The 13,226-nt window shown below is 67.6% G+C and carries 14 protein-coding genes and 2 pseudogenes; 11 read left to right on the top strand and 5 right to left on the bottom strand.

Annotated features, from left to right (window positions below; translation table 11 throughout):
• Window positions 1-27: 27 nt before the first annotated feature.
• Entirely contained in the window at window positions 28-474 is a 447-nt protein-coding gene (locus FXF68_RS39780) for a MarR family winged helix-turn-helix transcriptional regulator (RefSeq protein ID WP_148768002.1), read from the bottom strand.
• 54 nt (window positions 475-528) lie between these two features.
• On the opposite strand from FXF68_RS39780, the gene FXF68_RS39775 reads away from it, so the two are divergent.
• Both FXF68_RS39775 and FXF68_RS39770 read left to right on the top strand, forming a co-directional pair.
• Entirely contained in the window at window positions 529-984 is a 456-nt protein-coding gene (locus tag FXF68_RS39775) for a GNAT family N-acetyltransferase (protein ID WP_148768001.1), read from the top strand.
• A gap of 74 nt (window positions 985-1,058) precedes the next feature.
• Window positions 1,059-1,994: an NAD-dependent epimerase/dehydratase family protein gene (locus FXF68_RS39770; RefSeq protein WP_148768000.1), complete on the top strand. Its 936-nt coding sequence runs from the start codon at window positions 1,059-1,061 to the stop codon at window positions 1,992-1,994.
• Window positions 1,995-2,376: 382 nt separating this feature from the next.
• Here FXF68_RS39770 and FXF68_RS39765 read toward each other — a convergent pair whose 3' ends face one another.
• Window positions 2,377-2,958: a protoglobin domain-containing protein gene (locus FXF68_RS39765; RefSeq protein ID WP_148767999.1), complete on the bottom strand. Its 582-nt coding sequence runs from the start codon at window positions 2,956-2,958 to the stop codon at window positions 2,377-2,379.
• A gap of 66 nt (window positions 2,959-3,024) precedes the next feature.
• On the opposite strand from FXF68_RS39765, the gene FXF68_RS39760 reads away from it, so the two are divergent.
• From FXF68_RS39760 to FXF68_RS42875, 5 genes and pseudogenes are all read left to right on the top strand, one after another.
• Complete coding sequence (locus FXF68_RS39760) at window positions 3,025-3,600, top strand: MarR family winged helix-turn-helix transcriptional regulator (RefSeq protein ID WP_148767998.1); 576 nt, start codon at window positions 3,025-3,027, stop codon at window positions 3,598-3,600.
• A gap of 294 nt (window positions 3,601-3,894) precedes the next feature.
• A pseudogene (locus FXF68_RS39755) lies at window positions 3,895-5,009 on the top strand (MFS transporter).
• 35 nt (window positions 5,010-5,044) lie between these two features.
• Window positions 5,045-5,917 carry a phosphotransferase gene (locus FXF68_RS39750; protein ID WP_222870319.1) on the top strand — a complete coding sequence of 291 codons (873 nt, stop codon included), beginning with the start codon at window positions 5,045-5,047 and terminating at the stop codon, window positions 5,915-5,917.
• Window positions 5,918-5,995: 78 nt separating this feature from the next.
• Complete coding sequence (locus tag FXF68_RS39745) at window positions 5,996-6,307, top strand: hypothetical protein (RefSeq protein ID WP_148767997.1); 312 nt, start codon at window positions 5,996-5,998, stop codon at window positions 6,305-6,307.
• Entirely contained in the window at window positions 6,304-6,477 is a 174-nt protein-coding gene (locus FXF68_RS42875; RefSeq protein WP_187438355.1) for a hypothetical protein, read from the top strand. Before FXF68_RS39745 ends, FXF68_RS42875 begins: the two co-directional genes overlap by 4 nt.
• A gap of 50 nt (window positions 6,478-6,527) precedes the next feature.
• On the opposite strand, the gene FXF68_RS39740 is transcribed toward FXF68_RS42875, so the two are convergent.
• A complete protein-coding gene (locus tag FXF68_RS39740; RefSeq protein WP_148767996.1) occupies window positions 6,528-6,803 on the bottom strand; it encodes a DUF397 domain-containing protein in 276 nt (91 codons plus the stop codon).
• On the bottom strand, window positions 6,800-7,648 hold the full coding sequence (locus FXF68_RS42870; protein ID WP_187438354.1) for a helix-turn-helix domain-containing protein: 849 nt from the start codon (window positions 7,646-7,648) through the stop codon (window positions 6,800-6,802). Before FXF68_RS42870 ends, FXF68_RS39740 begins: the two co-directional genes overlap by 4 nt.
• Before the next feature lie 357 nt (window positions 7,649-8,005).
• Here FXF68_RS42870 and FXF68_RS42865 point away from each other — a divergent pair.
• Window positions 8,006-8,230: pseudogene (locus tag FXF68_RS42865) on the top strand (ATP-binding protein); the annotation flags it as partial.
• A gap of 5 nt (window positions 8,231-8,235) precedes the next feature.
• Here the strand turns inward: FXF68_RS42865 and FXF68_RS39730 are convergent.
• Window positions 8,236-9,036, bottom strand: coding sequence for an MBL fold metallo-hydrolase (locus FXF68_RS39730; protein WP_187438352.1), 801 nt, complete (start codon window positions 9,034-9,036; stop codon window positions 8,236-8,238).
• Window positions 9,037-9,222: 186 nt separating this feature from the next.
• On the opposite strand from FXF68_RS39730, the gene FXF68_RS39725 reads away from it, so the two are divergent.
• From FXF68_RS39725 to FXF68_RS39715, 3 genes are all read left to right on the top strand, one after another.
• A complete protein-coding gene (locus FXF68_RS39725; RefSeq protein ID WP_148767993.1) occupies window positions 9,223-9,570 on the top strand; it encodes a VOC family protein in 348 nt (115 codons plus the stop codon).
• Window positions 9,571-9,707: 137 nt separating this feature from the next.
• Complete coding sequence (locus tag FXF68_RS39720) at window positions 9,708-12,248, top strand: NACHT domain-containing protein (RefSeq protein WP_148767992.1); 2,541 nt, start codon at window positions 9,708-9,710, stop codon at window positions 12,246-12,248.
• A gap of 14 nt (window positions 12,249-12,262) precedes the next feature.
• On the top strand, window positions 12,263-12,964 hold the full coding sequence (locus tag FXF68_RS39715; RefSeq protein ID WP_148767991.1) for a leucine-rich repeat domain-containing protein: 702 nt from the start codon (window positions 12,263-12,265) through the stop codon (window positions 12,962-12,964).
• Window positions 12,965-13,226: the final 262 nt, after the last annotated feature.

The following is a 13,226-nucleotide window of genomic DNA, read 5'->3' as shown; positions in this document are numbered from 1 at the left end:
GCAGCCCTTATTCCGCGGCGGAGGACGTCACATGAAGATGACCGGGACGTCGTTGTCCATGACGACGCGGCCGAGCAGGGCGGCGAGCGTCGCGCGCTCGTCGTCGCCGAGGCCCGCCGCGAGCTTCTCCACCCGGCGGCAGGTCTCCGGATAGAAGTCGTCGATGAGGGCCCGCCCCTCCGCGGTCAGCGCGACCCGCACCGCCCGCATGTCGGCGGGGTCGGGCTCGCGCCGGACCAGGCCGAGGCGCTCGGTGCGGTCGACCAGGCCGGTGAGGCTCGACTTGGCCAGCCCGAGCATGCCGCCCAGCTCGCCCATCCCGCGCGGCTGCGCCATGAGCACGCACAGCAGGACGCCCTGCTGCGACGTGATCCCATGCTCCCGGGCCGACTCGGCGTACACCGCGTTCACCAGGAACGCGCCGCGCACGAGCGCGTTGACGACGCCGATCTCCCCATCACCCTGCGCTCCCACACGTCCACCCTAGCCGCGAAGTTCGCAAGACGAACTACTGGCTAAGGTCGTGGTATGGACATCAGCGTGGACGACCTGTCCGGCCCGGAGATAGCCGAGTTCCTCCACGAGCACGTACGGCAGATGAGGTCCGTCACGCCGTTGGAGAGCAAGCACGCCCTGGACCTCGACGCCCTTCGCCGGCCCGAGGTCACGTTCTGGACCGTACGGGACGACGGCCTGATCGTCGGATGCGGCGCGGTCAAGAGGCTGGACGCGTCCCACGCCGAGCTGAAGTCCATGCGCACCGCGCCGAAGCGCACGCGGAGCGGGGTCGCGTCGCTCCTGCTCGCCCACATCCTCACCGAGGCCAAGCGCATGGGGTTCGCCCGGTTGAGCCTGGAGACCGGCTCCGACGAGTTCTTCGCCCCCGCACGCGGCCTCTACGAGAAGTTCGGGTTCGCCTACTGCGCCCCCTTCGCGGACTACCGTCCCGACCCGAACAGCGTCTTCATGACAAAGGGGCTCTAAAACACGGCCCGGTGATGTCACATCCGAGGGTGTTCCAGGGTCTTGATGGGAGAACACCCTAGGAGGGAGACGCAATGCGAGTCTTCGTCACCGGGGCGACGGGGGCGCTGGGGAGGCACCTCGTTCCCGCCCTGATCGCGGCCGGTCACGACGTCACGGCCACCACGCGGACGCCGGGCAAGGCCGCCGGGCTGCGGGAGGCGGGCGCGGAGCCGGTCGTCCTCGACGGCCTGGACCGGGACGCGGTGATCGCGGCGGTGTCGGCCGCCGCGCCGGACGTGATCGTCCACCAGATGACCGCGCTGTCCGGCGGGACGCGCGGCTTCCGGAACTTCGACCGGATGTTCGCCGCGACGAACGAGCTGCGCACCCGCGGCACCGACAACCTGCTGGCCGCCGCCGAGCGCGCGGGCACGCGCCGGGTCGTCGCGCAGAGCTACGCCGGGCCGGGGCCGGACGCGCGTCCCGGCGGCGGGCTGAAGTCCGACGACGACCCGCTCGACTGGCGTCCGCTCCGGACGGCCGTGCGGGGCCCGGCGGCGATCGCCTACGTGGACGCGACCGTCCCGGCTAAGGCGGCCGAGGGGATCGTGCTGCGCTACGGCGGCTTCTACGGCCCCGGCGCCTCGGAGGCCATGCTCGGCGCGGTCCGCAAACGGATGATCCCGCTGGTCGGCGGCGGGATGGGCGTCTGGTCGTTCGTCGAGATCACCGACGCCGCCGCGGCCACGGTCGCGGCGGTCGAGCGCGGCGCGCCCGGCGTCTACAACATCGTGGACGACGACCCGGCCCCCGTCGCGCACTGGCTGCCCTACCTGGCCCAGGTGATCGGCGCGAAGCCGCCACTGCGCGTGCCCGCGTGGCTCGGACGCCTGCTCGCCGGAGACCTCATCGTCGGCCAGATGACCGGCTCGCGCGGATACTCCAACGAGAAGGCCAAGAAGGAACTCGGCTGGGAACCGCGCTACCCGAGCTGGCGGGACGGCTTCCGCGCCTGGACCTCCGGCTGAGAGGCGTCTGACGAGACGATCAGCTCGGCGAGCCGCATGGTCGGCGTCTCGCGCTCCGCGGCCTCGGCCTCCCGGTCGCCGAGGCCGCGCCAGACGCCGACCGCGTCCCAATGCGCCTGGACCGCGCCCGCCCGGTCGCCGTCGGCGGCGAGGAGCAGCCCGAGGTGCGAGAGCGCGTGGCCCTCGCCCCGGCGGCTGCCGCCCAGACGGCAGACCTCGATGGCGCGCCGCTGAGCCGCGACCGTGTCGCCCGGACGGCCGCTCTGAAATGAATGCCGCGAGATTCGACAGCGCTGTGCCCGGCCCCTCCACGTCGCCCAACGACTGGAAGAGCGCGAGCGCGCGACGCTAGGCCGCGCCGCCCGGGCCCTGTCCCGGACGCTTACCAGCGGTCGGACGAATACGGCCGGAGCCAGAGGATCACCTGCAACGTCACGGCCTTGAACCACGCCTGGTGCATGCGCTCGACGTCCTCCTCGCCGTGCCCCTTCTTCGCCAGGAACGGACGCATCGTCGCCGTGATCGGGTAGATGAAGGCCACCATGTAGCGGAGCGGAATGTGCGAGACGGAGGGGGCGTCGTCCGTCTTGTTCTTCTTCTCGAAGGTGTGCCGCAGGCCGATCTCGTGGGCGTAGGAGAGCCATTCCCGGTCGTGCGGGCGGCGGCAGGTGTCGAGGATCCACTGGCCGAACCGTCCGCGGACGCGCCCCAGGTAGTCGTTCAGGACGGTCCCGTCCGGGGTCGAGAAATAGGCGACGAGATGCGGGTTCGCGGCGACGAAGCCGTACCAGACGTCCAGGACGTCCTCGACCTGGTCTTCGAGGACGTCCCCCGCCGTTCGGAGGGCCTCCTGGTCGTCGGCGGTGAACAGGACGCTCGCCTCAAGCTGCGCCAGCTCCTCCGGCGAGACCGGGCTCGGCGCCGTCGAGCCATAGGTGTATCCGGCCGGGATCTGCGTGGTCATGCGAGCCACCCTTCATCTATAGGACTCCTATGTGTTTATAGAGAGGAGTCCTATAGGGTGTCAAGCATGGGTGGACGGGATGTCGCCGCGAAGACGGTCGATGCGCTGGAACGGCTGACCGTCGCCTACCGCTCTTTCAGCCAGCAGATGGCGAGCGCGCAGGGGTTGAGTCCGCTCCAGCTCCAACTGCTCACCGTTCTCGCGTCCGGGCCGCCCCCGGCCGCGAATGTCGACGCGCTGCACCGCGAACTCCAGGTGACGCAGCCGACCGTCAGCGACGCCGTTACCGCGCTCATCGGGAAGGGCTTGGTCGCCCGGCAACGCGACCCGTCCGACCGGCGCAGGTTCGCGCTTTCGCTAACCCCCGCCGGACGCGAGACCGCCGATTCCATCGCCGCCCAGCGCGGCGAACTGGTCTCCATCGTCGAGACGCTCCCCGAGGGCGAACGCGAAACCGTGCTGAACTCGCTGCTGCTCCTCATCGGGCACCTGCACCGCGAAGGCGTCATCACCGTCGCCCGGACGTGCCTGACCTGCCGGTTCCACGAACTGCGCGACGGCGGCCACCATTGCACGCTCCTAAACGCGCGCCTCGGCACCGCCGACCTCCGCCTCAACTGCCCGGAGCATCTCTCCGCGTAATCGGATTGCGGGGCGGCGGCCGGACGATTACCGTCCGGCGGGAATGTCGGGCCGGCGTCGAGAGGGGATCACATGCGACTCGGGATGCACACGGCCGCCGCCTCGCACCCGGAGCCCACCTGCCGCTAAGGCGTCACGGCTCCCGGTGACAGGGCGGACGAAGGTCATCACCCCTGTTCCGCCTTTTCCGAGGAGCTCTTCTTGCGTGCCCTCAGTTCGACGCGCCTGGGCGCGGAGTTCACCAAACTCTGGGCCGCCTCGGCGGTCTCCAACATCGGCGACGGCGTCACCCTGGTGGCCGGTCCGCTGCTCGCCGCCACCCTGACGCGGGACCCGGCGCTGGTCGCGGGCGCCGCGTTCGTCCAGGCCCTCCCCTGGCTCCTGTTCTCCCTGGTCAGCGGTGCCCACGTGGACCGGGTCGACCGGCAAAAGCTGATCTTCGCGGTCAATGTGGCGCGCGGTGCCACGCTCGCCTGCTCACCGCGGTGATCGCCATCGGAGTGGTGAACATCCCGCTTCTTTACGCCGTGTTCTTCCTCCTCGGTACCGGCGAGACGCTGGCCGACACGGCATCGGTCGCCCGGCTGCCCACCATCGTGCCGCCCGAACGGCTGGCGTCGGCGAACGCACTGCTGATGGCCACCTTCACGGTCGGCAACCAGTTCCTTTCCAAGCCGTTGGGCGCGGCATTGTTCGCCATAGCCGCCGCCATTCCGTTCGGGGTCAACGCCGTCACGTTCCTCGTCGCTGCGCTCTTGGTGGCGTCGATGCGCCCGGTGCCCGTCGAACCCGTCCAGGGAACGCGACGCGCGCTGCGCACCGAGATCGCCGAAGGAATGCGCTTTCTGTGGTCGCATCAATTGCTGCGCACGCTGGCGGTCGCCATGGGAGTGGCGAACCTGGCGTTCTGCGGCGCATTCTCGGTCTTTGTCCTCTACGCCGAAGAGCGCCTCGGGCTTTCGCCCGTCGGATACGGATTCCTGCTCACCACGTTCGGCGTCGGCGGCCTTGTCGGAACCGCTGTCGCAGACCGTTTGCGGCGACGCCTCGGCGCGGCCGCGCTTCTCCGGGGCGGGCTGGTCGTCGAAGCGGCGACCCATCTGACCCTCGCGCTCACTACGCGGGCGTGGCTGGCAGCCGCCATTCTCGTGGTCTTCGGGATTCACACCATGGTGTGGGGAGTGATCTCCGCCACCGTCCGGCAGCGAGCAACCCCCAACCACCTTCTTGGACGGGTCACCAGCGTCTATTCGCTGATCGACGCCTCCGGAGCCGCGACCGGCATGCTGCTGGGCGGACTCGCGGCGCGGGCCGTCACCATCACCACGCCGTTCTTGCTCGCCGCTGCGCTCACCACCGTGGTCGTCCTCGCGTCCTGGCACGCGTTGAGTGGCGCTTCTGCTCCCTGAACATCTGATATCTGTCGTCCTGGAGGAGATCTGGCGTGACCTATGTAGAAATACCCTTCACCGACTCCATCCGAGCAGCGATTCAGGACGGTTGGGGGCGGGAGGTCGAGGACCCGGCCGAGCGCTTGCACGGCGGGGAGGAGTCGGCCGCCTACCGGATCGGGGATCTGGTGGCACGGGTCGGCCCGGAGTGGCGGAGCACGGCAACAGCGGAATGGTGCCATGCGGTCGCCGCACATGCCGCGTCCGCCATTCCCGAGGCCGTGACCCCATTGCGGACGCGAGCGGGAGGCACGATCGTCCGCGTCGATGGACGTCCCGTGTCGCTGTGGCCGTACGTCGCGGGCGAATGGCCCGACGACCACGATCCCCGCATGCGAGCCCAGGCCGCGCGGACGCTCGCACGCCTGCACCGCGCGCTCGCCTCCTACCGCCCGCCGCCACGTCCCGAGACGGCCTTCGCCGAAGTCGGCCTGAACGGCGACCCGCCCACGGAAGTGCCCTACCTAGCCGACCCGGAACTGGACCACTGGCTTGCCGACTACGCCGAACGCAATCCCGCACGCCAGGTACTGCACGGCGACTTCTACGCGGGCAACACCCTTGCCCACGACGGGCGCCTAATAGCCGTCCTCGACTGGGACGAGGTCCTCATCGGCCCGCCCGAACTGGAGGTCGCCTCGGCCGCACTCGAATGGTCGGACGAATTCGGCGAGGCCGAGCAGGAACGCCGCCGCTTCATCACCGACTACCACGAGGCTGGCGGCACCGCCGGTCCCATCGACGACCGGACCGCCGCCCAGCTCATCCGCACAAACTCCGCCGCGAGGCCGCCTACTTCGAGCTCGCCCGCCAACACGGAACCGAATTCGACCAGGACGACGTCACCTACCACGAATGCCGAATAGCCGCGTTCTTCCAACTGAAGTGACCTCCCGCGGCTCGGACCGAGACCGTACGCTGGGGCGATCTCTGGGAGGTCGTGGATGGTTGACCGGCTGTACGAACGTTCCAGTAGGCGATGCGAGCCGGACGCGCTCGATCCGGCGGTGCGGGACGCGCTCATTGAGCACGGCGAGGCGCACCAACTCGGCGACGTGGCGGCGGCCGCGCGGATGTGCTGCGTGACGCGCAGCGTCCGGCTCAAGCGGCCTGGGCTGCTGGCGCGGTTGACCAAGTCGGGCGACCCCGACACCGAGCACACGACGATCGCCCTTCTCCTGCCGCGCTACTTGGTGGTGGCGGTAACCGGGGCCAGCGCGGAATCCACGTCCGCTCGATTCGCCTGGAGGACGTGAGCCTCGACCCGGCGCTACCCGCGAGCCTGGACACGGGCATCTCCGCCACGGGCCCGTGGTCCGGAACCCCGGAACACTCGTCCTTCCACATCGCTCTGGGCGACGACCCAGACGGCAAGGCTTTCCTCACCGAACTGCGCAACGCCATCACCAAGGCCAAGACCGCCTGACGCACAAGAGGGGACGACCGCAGCGCGGTCGTCCCCTCTTGAAGCCAATGTCAGGGAGTCAGGTCGAGCGAACCGTCCTTGATGCTGGCGAGGAGAGTCGCCCAGGCGGACGGCGCGACGGGCAGAATCGGCCCGCTCGCATCCTTGGAGTCACGCAACGCCACGCCCTGGTCCATCAGAGCGGTGACCTCGACGCACTCCTGTCCTTCGCCTCCGCTGTGGGTGCTCTTACGCCAGAGCGTAGCCACCTCCACGCACTCCTGCCCCACGCTTCCGCTGTGGCTGCTCTTACGCCATGGGGAGATAATGTACCGCTGACTAATCATGCCTCCGACATTAGCTGTTCTATGTAGGCCCGAGAGTCGGATGGCGATAATGCGACGCCACTGAGGTGGTCGAAGACGATCTCGTGTCGACGAATGTCGTCCTGCTGCTCCAGATACCAGCCGGTGGTCAGGTTCTCCACCAGGACGATCGAAAGATCGTCTGTTCTTACGGTGGTGAAGGAACCATTGAGGCCAGCGTGACCACCCACCGCGAACGGAAGGACTTGCAGAGTCACGTTCTGTAGTATCGAGAGTTCGATCAAGCGTTTGAGCTGACGCAGCATTACAGCACGTCCGCCAAACTGCTGGCGGAGCGCAGCCTCACTTGCTATCGCCCACAAGTGTGGCGGGTCAGGGTCGGCGAGGATCTTTTGCCGACGCATACGTATCTCCGCCAGCCCGTCGACATCCGGCGTAAAACCTTGGAAGAATCCGCATTCGATTACCGCACGGGCATAGTCTTCCGTCTGCATGAGCCCGGGGATTAGGTGAAGCTGGAAGCTCCTCATGGAGGTGGCCTCGGCCTCAAGGGAAATGTAGTCCAGCATTGACGGGGAGATCTTGCCCTCGTAGCGCAGCCACCATCCCTTCTTCTTTGAGTCGCGGGCGAGTTCGTACAGGGCGTTGCGCTGGTCGGTGTCGGTGAGTTCGTAGCGGTCGAGCATGTGCTCCAGGGCTGGGCGGCGGATGCCGCGTTTGCCGGTCTCCAGCTTGCTGAGCGAGGACGGCGTCCGGTTCAGCAGGCGGGCGGCCTTCTGGAGGGTGAGGCCGCGGCTCTCCCGCAGCTCGCGCAGCATCGCGCCGAGCTTGCGGCTTCGCATGGTCGGGCGCTGCGGGTCGTCCATGACGTAATCATGACCTGACGAAGAGTAATCAGTGAAGGTGACGGGCCGGGTTGGCCAAAGTGACTCAGTCAAAAGTGACTGAGTCACATGTGCCCGGGGACCTCGGGACGACGCGGGCGAACGCATCACTCGGCGTTGCGCGTCCAGCCCATTCTTTTCGGCGACGGTGATCCGGAAGGAGTGGACTGGTGACGGTGCCGACCCTGAGGTTCGATGTGCTTCTGCTGCCGGGGATGGATCGGGCGGCCGGGCACGCGCGGCAATGGCTACGCGACGTTCTGGGCGACCACCCCTTGCTGGACGACGCCGCACTCTGCATGAGCGAGTTGGTGGCGAACGCGCTGCGGCACGAACTCTGGGCCGGACGGACAGGTCCGCGTGGAGGTGGGGCACTCCGAGCGTGTGGTCCGAGTGGAGGTCGTGGACGACGGCGGCGGCACGTCCGTCCCGCATCTGGCGCTGGTGGGTGAGTCGGCGGTGTGCGGACGGGGCCTGCTGCTCGTCTCGTTCCTGACGGCGGACTGGGGCGTGGAACGGCGCGGCGAAGGCCACGCCGTGTGGTTCGAGATCCATTCGCCCTGAGCGCGTCAGATGCGGGTGGGTTCCATACCAGCGAGCGTCCGCCGGAATCTCAGTTCGTCGGGGCCCATATGGGACGGCGCGTCCCGCGCGTCGGCGAGCGTGTCGAAGACTGTCTCAACCCTGAAATGCGCGGGTGTCAGGTGGCCGCCGAGGACGACGGAGGGGGCGAGGTCCCGCAGCCAGGCCAGGCCGGACAGGTAGGCGTCCCGGTCCATGTCGGCCGGTCGCGGCGTGTCGGCGGCCGTCCAGAGGCGCTCGCCCGCGACCCGCTCGTCGTCCGGGACGGCGGCGACGTCCTCGCTCTGGACGAGGTCCCCGGACGTCATCGGCGCGCCGAAGCAGTCGGAGCCGAAGCAGGCCCCGGTCAGCTCGTCGATGAGCCCGGTCGTCGCGGGGTTGTCGCGGAGGGGCGGCCGGAACGCCATGAGCCGCCGGTCGCCCACGTCCAGCCGCTCGCCGGGATTCAGCACGAACATCCTCTCGCGAGGGACACGATGCTCCAACGACAACAGCCCCAAGCCGGGTCGGGACGTCACGAGCAACGCATCCTGCGCGGTTGCGAGGATCTCGAAAACGCTGCCCGTGTGGTCGGGGTGCGTGAGGTAGACCCAACGCAGGTCGTCGGGTTCGACCAGCGACCACAACTCGTCCAGGAAATCGGGGCTGGACGCGCGGAGCCCGGTGTCGATGAGCACCGGTTCCCGGGCGTAGACGACGTAGGCGTTGACCGGCAGAAACCCCAGCCCGGGTATCGCGATGGCGTCCGTCAGCTCGGCGATGTCCGGCGCGGGACGAGAGATGTGCATGATGTCCCCAAGAGTCGCTTTTAAGACATATGCACGCCTCATGGCCGCGTACCCTCACGCTCCGTCCAACACCCCGCAAAGAATCCCCAACCACCGACACCCACCCCTGCGACGACGGGTCAGCGCTGCGCGCAGGAGAGGATGGAGGAAGATCCATCTTCTTCTGCCGTTTAGGAGCCGACCTCTATGTCCATCCGCAGGGTCATGCCCGACATCCGCTCAGAGGCCATGGAAGAGAGCCGCGACTTCTACGGCCTCCTCGGGTTCGAGGAGGTCATGAACCTCGGCTGGGTGATGACGCTCGCCTCCCCCTCCAACCCCACGGCCCAGGTCACCTTCATGACCCGCGACGAGACCGCACCGGTCGTGCCGGACATGAGCGTCGAGGTGGAGGACGTCGACGCGATCTGGGCCCTCATGCAGGAACGCGGCGCAGAGATCGTGCACCCGTTGCAGGAGGAGGAGTGGGGAGTACGCCGCTTCTTCGTCCGCGACCCCAACGGCCGCGTGGTCAACGTCCTGACCCACCTCTGACTCCTCGCGGCGACCTCCCCGAATTACGCCCCTGCGGCGCCTCCGATTCTGGACGCGTCGGAAAATGGCCTGCAGCCGGTTCGCTAAACGCATTCCGTCCCATCTCGGCATAATGACTCCCGGCGAATGGGGGTTCGGTGTCCGTCGAGGTGGCCGCGATACGGGTGGGCGGATCGGTGGCGCAGTTAGCCGTCGGACGGTGGGTCGCCGGGCGTTCCGGACGGGACGCCGCGGGCAAGGACCTGGTCGAATTGATCAAGACCGGGTTCCCGGACGAGATCAGGCGGCGGGATGCACAACGCCAACTCGACGGGATCGCCGATTCGGTCGCCAAGCGAATACTGACGTTCGTCCCGCACGAGTTCCGCGACCTCACCGATGGCGATCGCATAGCCATCCTGCACGAGGTGACGCGAACACTGGAAAGCGCCGACCTTTCAGACGAGGCTTTGTTCGCAGCCGACGCCGATGCGGTGAAACTGGCGCGTGGCCTGCGCTCGCGGCTCCCCGCACGCCGAGCCGAGTTCGAGCTGGGCGAGGCGGGAGCACGCCTCTATGAGGTCACGCTCGACGAATGCTGCGACTGCCTAGCCCGGATCATCGTCCATCTGCCGCAATTCGGGCCACGCGCCTCGGTTGAGATGCTTGGACGGCTCAGCGGGATGTCCGAGCAGGTCGGGGCCGTCCTAGCGCGACTCCCCGTCCGGACGCTGGACGCGCCCGAAGGCGAATCCGAGGACGACGAGTTCACCCGCCGCTATCTGGCGTCGATCAGCGAATCGCTCGACACGCTGGAACTGTTCGGTGTGCGATTCGAGCGGTTCACACGTCCGCAGACGACTCTGAGCGTCGCGTACATAAGCCTGAACGCGTCCGACGAAGGCCGACGCGACCGCCACCGCCTGACCCCGCAGGCCGTGCCAGTCAGCGATTGGCGGGACGAGGCGAGTACGGGCACGGTTCGAGTCGAGGCAGCGCTGCGCGATCAGCGTTTGATGCTGTTGCGCGGAGAGGCGGGGAGCGGCAAGAGCACGCTGCTGCGCTGGCTCGCCATTACGGCGGCGCGTGGTTCGTTCAGCGGGCCATTGAGTGAGTGGAACGGATGCGTCCCGTTCGTCATCAAGCTCCGCAGCCATGCGGGCGGGCCATTGCCGCGTCCGGAGGAATTCCTCGACGATGTCGCCGGAAACCTCGCGGGCCTCATGCCGCGCGGGTGGGTACACCGGCGCCTGACGTCTGGTCGTGCACTCCTCCTGGTAGACGGCGTCGACGAGGTGACGAGCGCCCAGCGCCAGACGGTCCGCCAATGGCTCAAGGCGATCGTCACCGAGTTCCGCAACATCCGGATCGTCGTCACATCGCGTCCGGCGGCGGCCGGCTCCGACTGGCTACGCGCCGAAGGATTCGGGACGGCGTTTCTCGAACAACTCTCCCCAGCCGACTTGCGAACGCTCGTCCAGCACTGGCATAACGCCGTCCGCGACTGCCCCGACCTGCCGTGTCCCCTAGATCGGATCCCCTCATACGAAGCGCGGCTACTGGCGCGGTTCGAGGCGGCCCCGCATCTGCGGACACTCGCGTCCAATCCCTTGCTGGCCGCCATGCTGTGCGCCCTCAACCTCGACCGCGAAGCACTCCCCCGCGACCGCATGGGCCTCTACGCGGCGGCCCTGGAAATGCTCATCGAAACCCGCGACACGAAGCGGGGAATCCCAAGCGTCCTGGAACGCGAACAGAAGGTCCGCATCCTCCAGGACATCGCCTGGCACATCTCGACCAGCGCCCGCGTCGAACTCCCCAAGCCAATGGTGGAGCGGCTCGTCGCGAATCGGTTGGATTCGATGCCCCAAGTCCGAGTCTCCGCGAACGTCGTCCTGGACGAACTCCTGCAACGCAGCGGTATCTTGCGCGAGCCCGTGCCGGGCCGGATCGACTTCGTCCACCGCACCGTCCAGGAATACCTCACCGCCAAACATGCCGCCGACCTCGGCGACATGGACCTGCTCGTGAAGAACGCCCACCGCGACACCTGGCGCGAGACCGTCATCATGGCCGCCGGGCACGTCAACGAACCACTACGCCGCGAACTTCTCACCGGCATCCTGACGCGCGCCCATGCTGAGAAGCCGCGCGCCCGCGCCCTGAAACTCGTAGCGGTCGCCTGCCTGGAGACGCTTCCGTCCGTCCCGGAAGACCTCCAACGAGATCTCGATCAATGCCTGGACGACCTCATCCCGCCCCGCAACGATGCGGCCGCCCGCTCCCTCGCCACCGCAGGAGAACCCGTCCTGGCCCGTCTCCCGGACACTCTCGACGGTCTCAACTCGGCCGCCCTTGAAGCGACGGTGCGGACGGCCTGGCTGGTCAACGGGCCGGACTCCCTCGAAGTACTGGCCCGGTACGCGTCCCATCCCAATTCGCTCGTTCAATGGGAACTGTCAGAGGCGTGGAGGTACTTCGACTGTGACGAGTTCACGGAGCGCGTGCTCACTCACCTTCCCGCCGATGCTCGACTTTGGGCATACAGACGAGAGCACTTCAAAGCCCTGGGCAGAGTGCCGCGCCTGACCGGTCTGACGGTGAATATAGATGAGATCGACGATTTCAGTTTCCTCGATCGTCACGCGGAGACGTTGATCAGACTGCACCTCAACGTCCACAGTTCAATCACAGACTGACCCTTCTTCCATCTTTGCCGAAATTGCTGAGCCTTTCTCTGGGCACCTCAGACGTAAGGGACCTTGGCTTCCTCGAAGATCTTTCGCGGCTGAGGTCGTTCTGGCACTCCAACTGCGGTGCCGTCACCGACTATTCACCATTGCACCGCCACCGCACCCTGAGCCAACTGTCGCTCAGGGCCTGCTTCAACCTGACCAGCCTCGACGCGCTTCCTCCACTGCGATTCATGAGAACGCTGGGCATCGGCGATTCATGTCTTGGCGAGGGCGGCCTCGACGAACTCTGTCGGGAGGCGCCCCATCTGAGCACCCTCGACGTGAGTGGATGCGATTGGGTGACGTCTCTACGGCCCCTCACCGGTCTCCCGCTGACCGACCTCCGTCTGGACGGCTGTCAGCAGGCGAGCGACTTCGACGCCCTCCGCGATCTCCCCGCGATGGAGCTGCTGAGCCTCATCGCCACAGGGATCAGCGACCTCGAACCACTGCGAAGCCTTTCGAGATTGAGCATCTTGCGGCTCGATCTCTGTGCGTCGCTCAACGATCTACGGCCGCTCGCCTCGCTGCCCCGGCTGAGGAACCTGTACATCACAGATGCCGCGCCGGGGCTCGATCTGGCGCCGCTGGCCGCCAACCGCAAACTCACCGTCCACATCGCGCCGGGGCAGGAGGTTCGCAATGCCGAGGCGCTCGGTCGGCGGCTGAAGGTCGCGTGACGAACGAGATCCGACCCTTCGGCCCGCTCACTGTCACAAACCTGGACGAGACGACGTCTACATGCCGAGAGCGACGATGCGGGCGCGCTGGAGGCGTGGTCGCTGAGTGGGAGGCGGGGGTTGCGATGAGTCTGGGGTGGTCGGGCGGTCTGTCTGGGTGTGCGTGCGAGCGGAGGGAGGGCGGGATGTCGCGTCTGTCACACTTCGTTGACCTCAAGGTTGGTCGAGGTCGGACGCTTGGATGCCTGGAGCTGGGCGGTTC

The sequence above is a fragment of the Actinomadura decatromicini genome, assembly GCF_008121305.1.
Classification (GTDB): domain Bacteria; phylum Actinomycetota; class Actinomycetes; order Streptosporangiales; family Streptosporangiaceae; genus Spirillospora; species Spirillospora syzygii.
Note: the sequence above shows the minus strand (reverse complement) of the source record. Positions and strands in the feature narration are given on the sequence as shown.

Bases quoted from the DNA above. Each gene is read 5' to 3' on its own strand.
- FXF68_RS42870 (WP_187438354.1), bottom strand. From the start codon at position 7,648: ATGGACGACCCGCAGCGCCCGACCATGCGAAGCCGCAAGCTCGGCGCG.
- FXF68_RS39765 (WP_148767999.1), bottom strand. From the start codon at position 2,958: ATGACCACGCAGATCCCGGCCGGATACACCTATGGCTCGACGGCGCCG.
- FXF68_RS39770 (WP_148768000.1), top strand. From the start codon at position 1,059: ATGCGAGTCTTCGTCACCGGGGCGACGGGGGCGCTGGGGAGGCACCTC.
- FXF68_RS39725 (WP_148767993.1), top strand. From the start codon at position 9,223: ATGTCCATCCGCAGGGTCATGCCCGACATCCGCTCAGAGGCCATGGAA.
- FXF68_RS39745 (WP_148767997.1), top strand. From the start codon at position 5,996: ATGGTTGACCGGCTGTACGAACGTTCCAGTAGGCGATGCGAGCCGGAC.
- FXF68_RS39760 (WP_148767998.1), top strand. From the start codon at position 3,025: ATGGGTGGACGGGATGTCGCCGCGAAGACGGTCGATGCGCTGGAACGG.
- FXF68_RS39775 (WP_148768001.1), top strand. From the start codon at position 529: ATGGACATCAGCGTGGACGACCTGTCCGGCCCGGAGATAGCCGAGTTC.
- FXF68_RS39730 (WP_187438352.1), bottom strand. From the start codon at position 9,036: ATGCACATCTCTCGTCCCGCGCCGGACATCGCCGAGCTGACGGACGCC.
- FXF68_RS39740 (WP_148767996.1), bottom strand. From the start codon at position 6,803: ATGATTAGTCAGCGGTACATTATCTCCCCATGGCGTAAGAGCAGCCAC.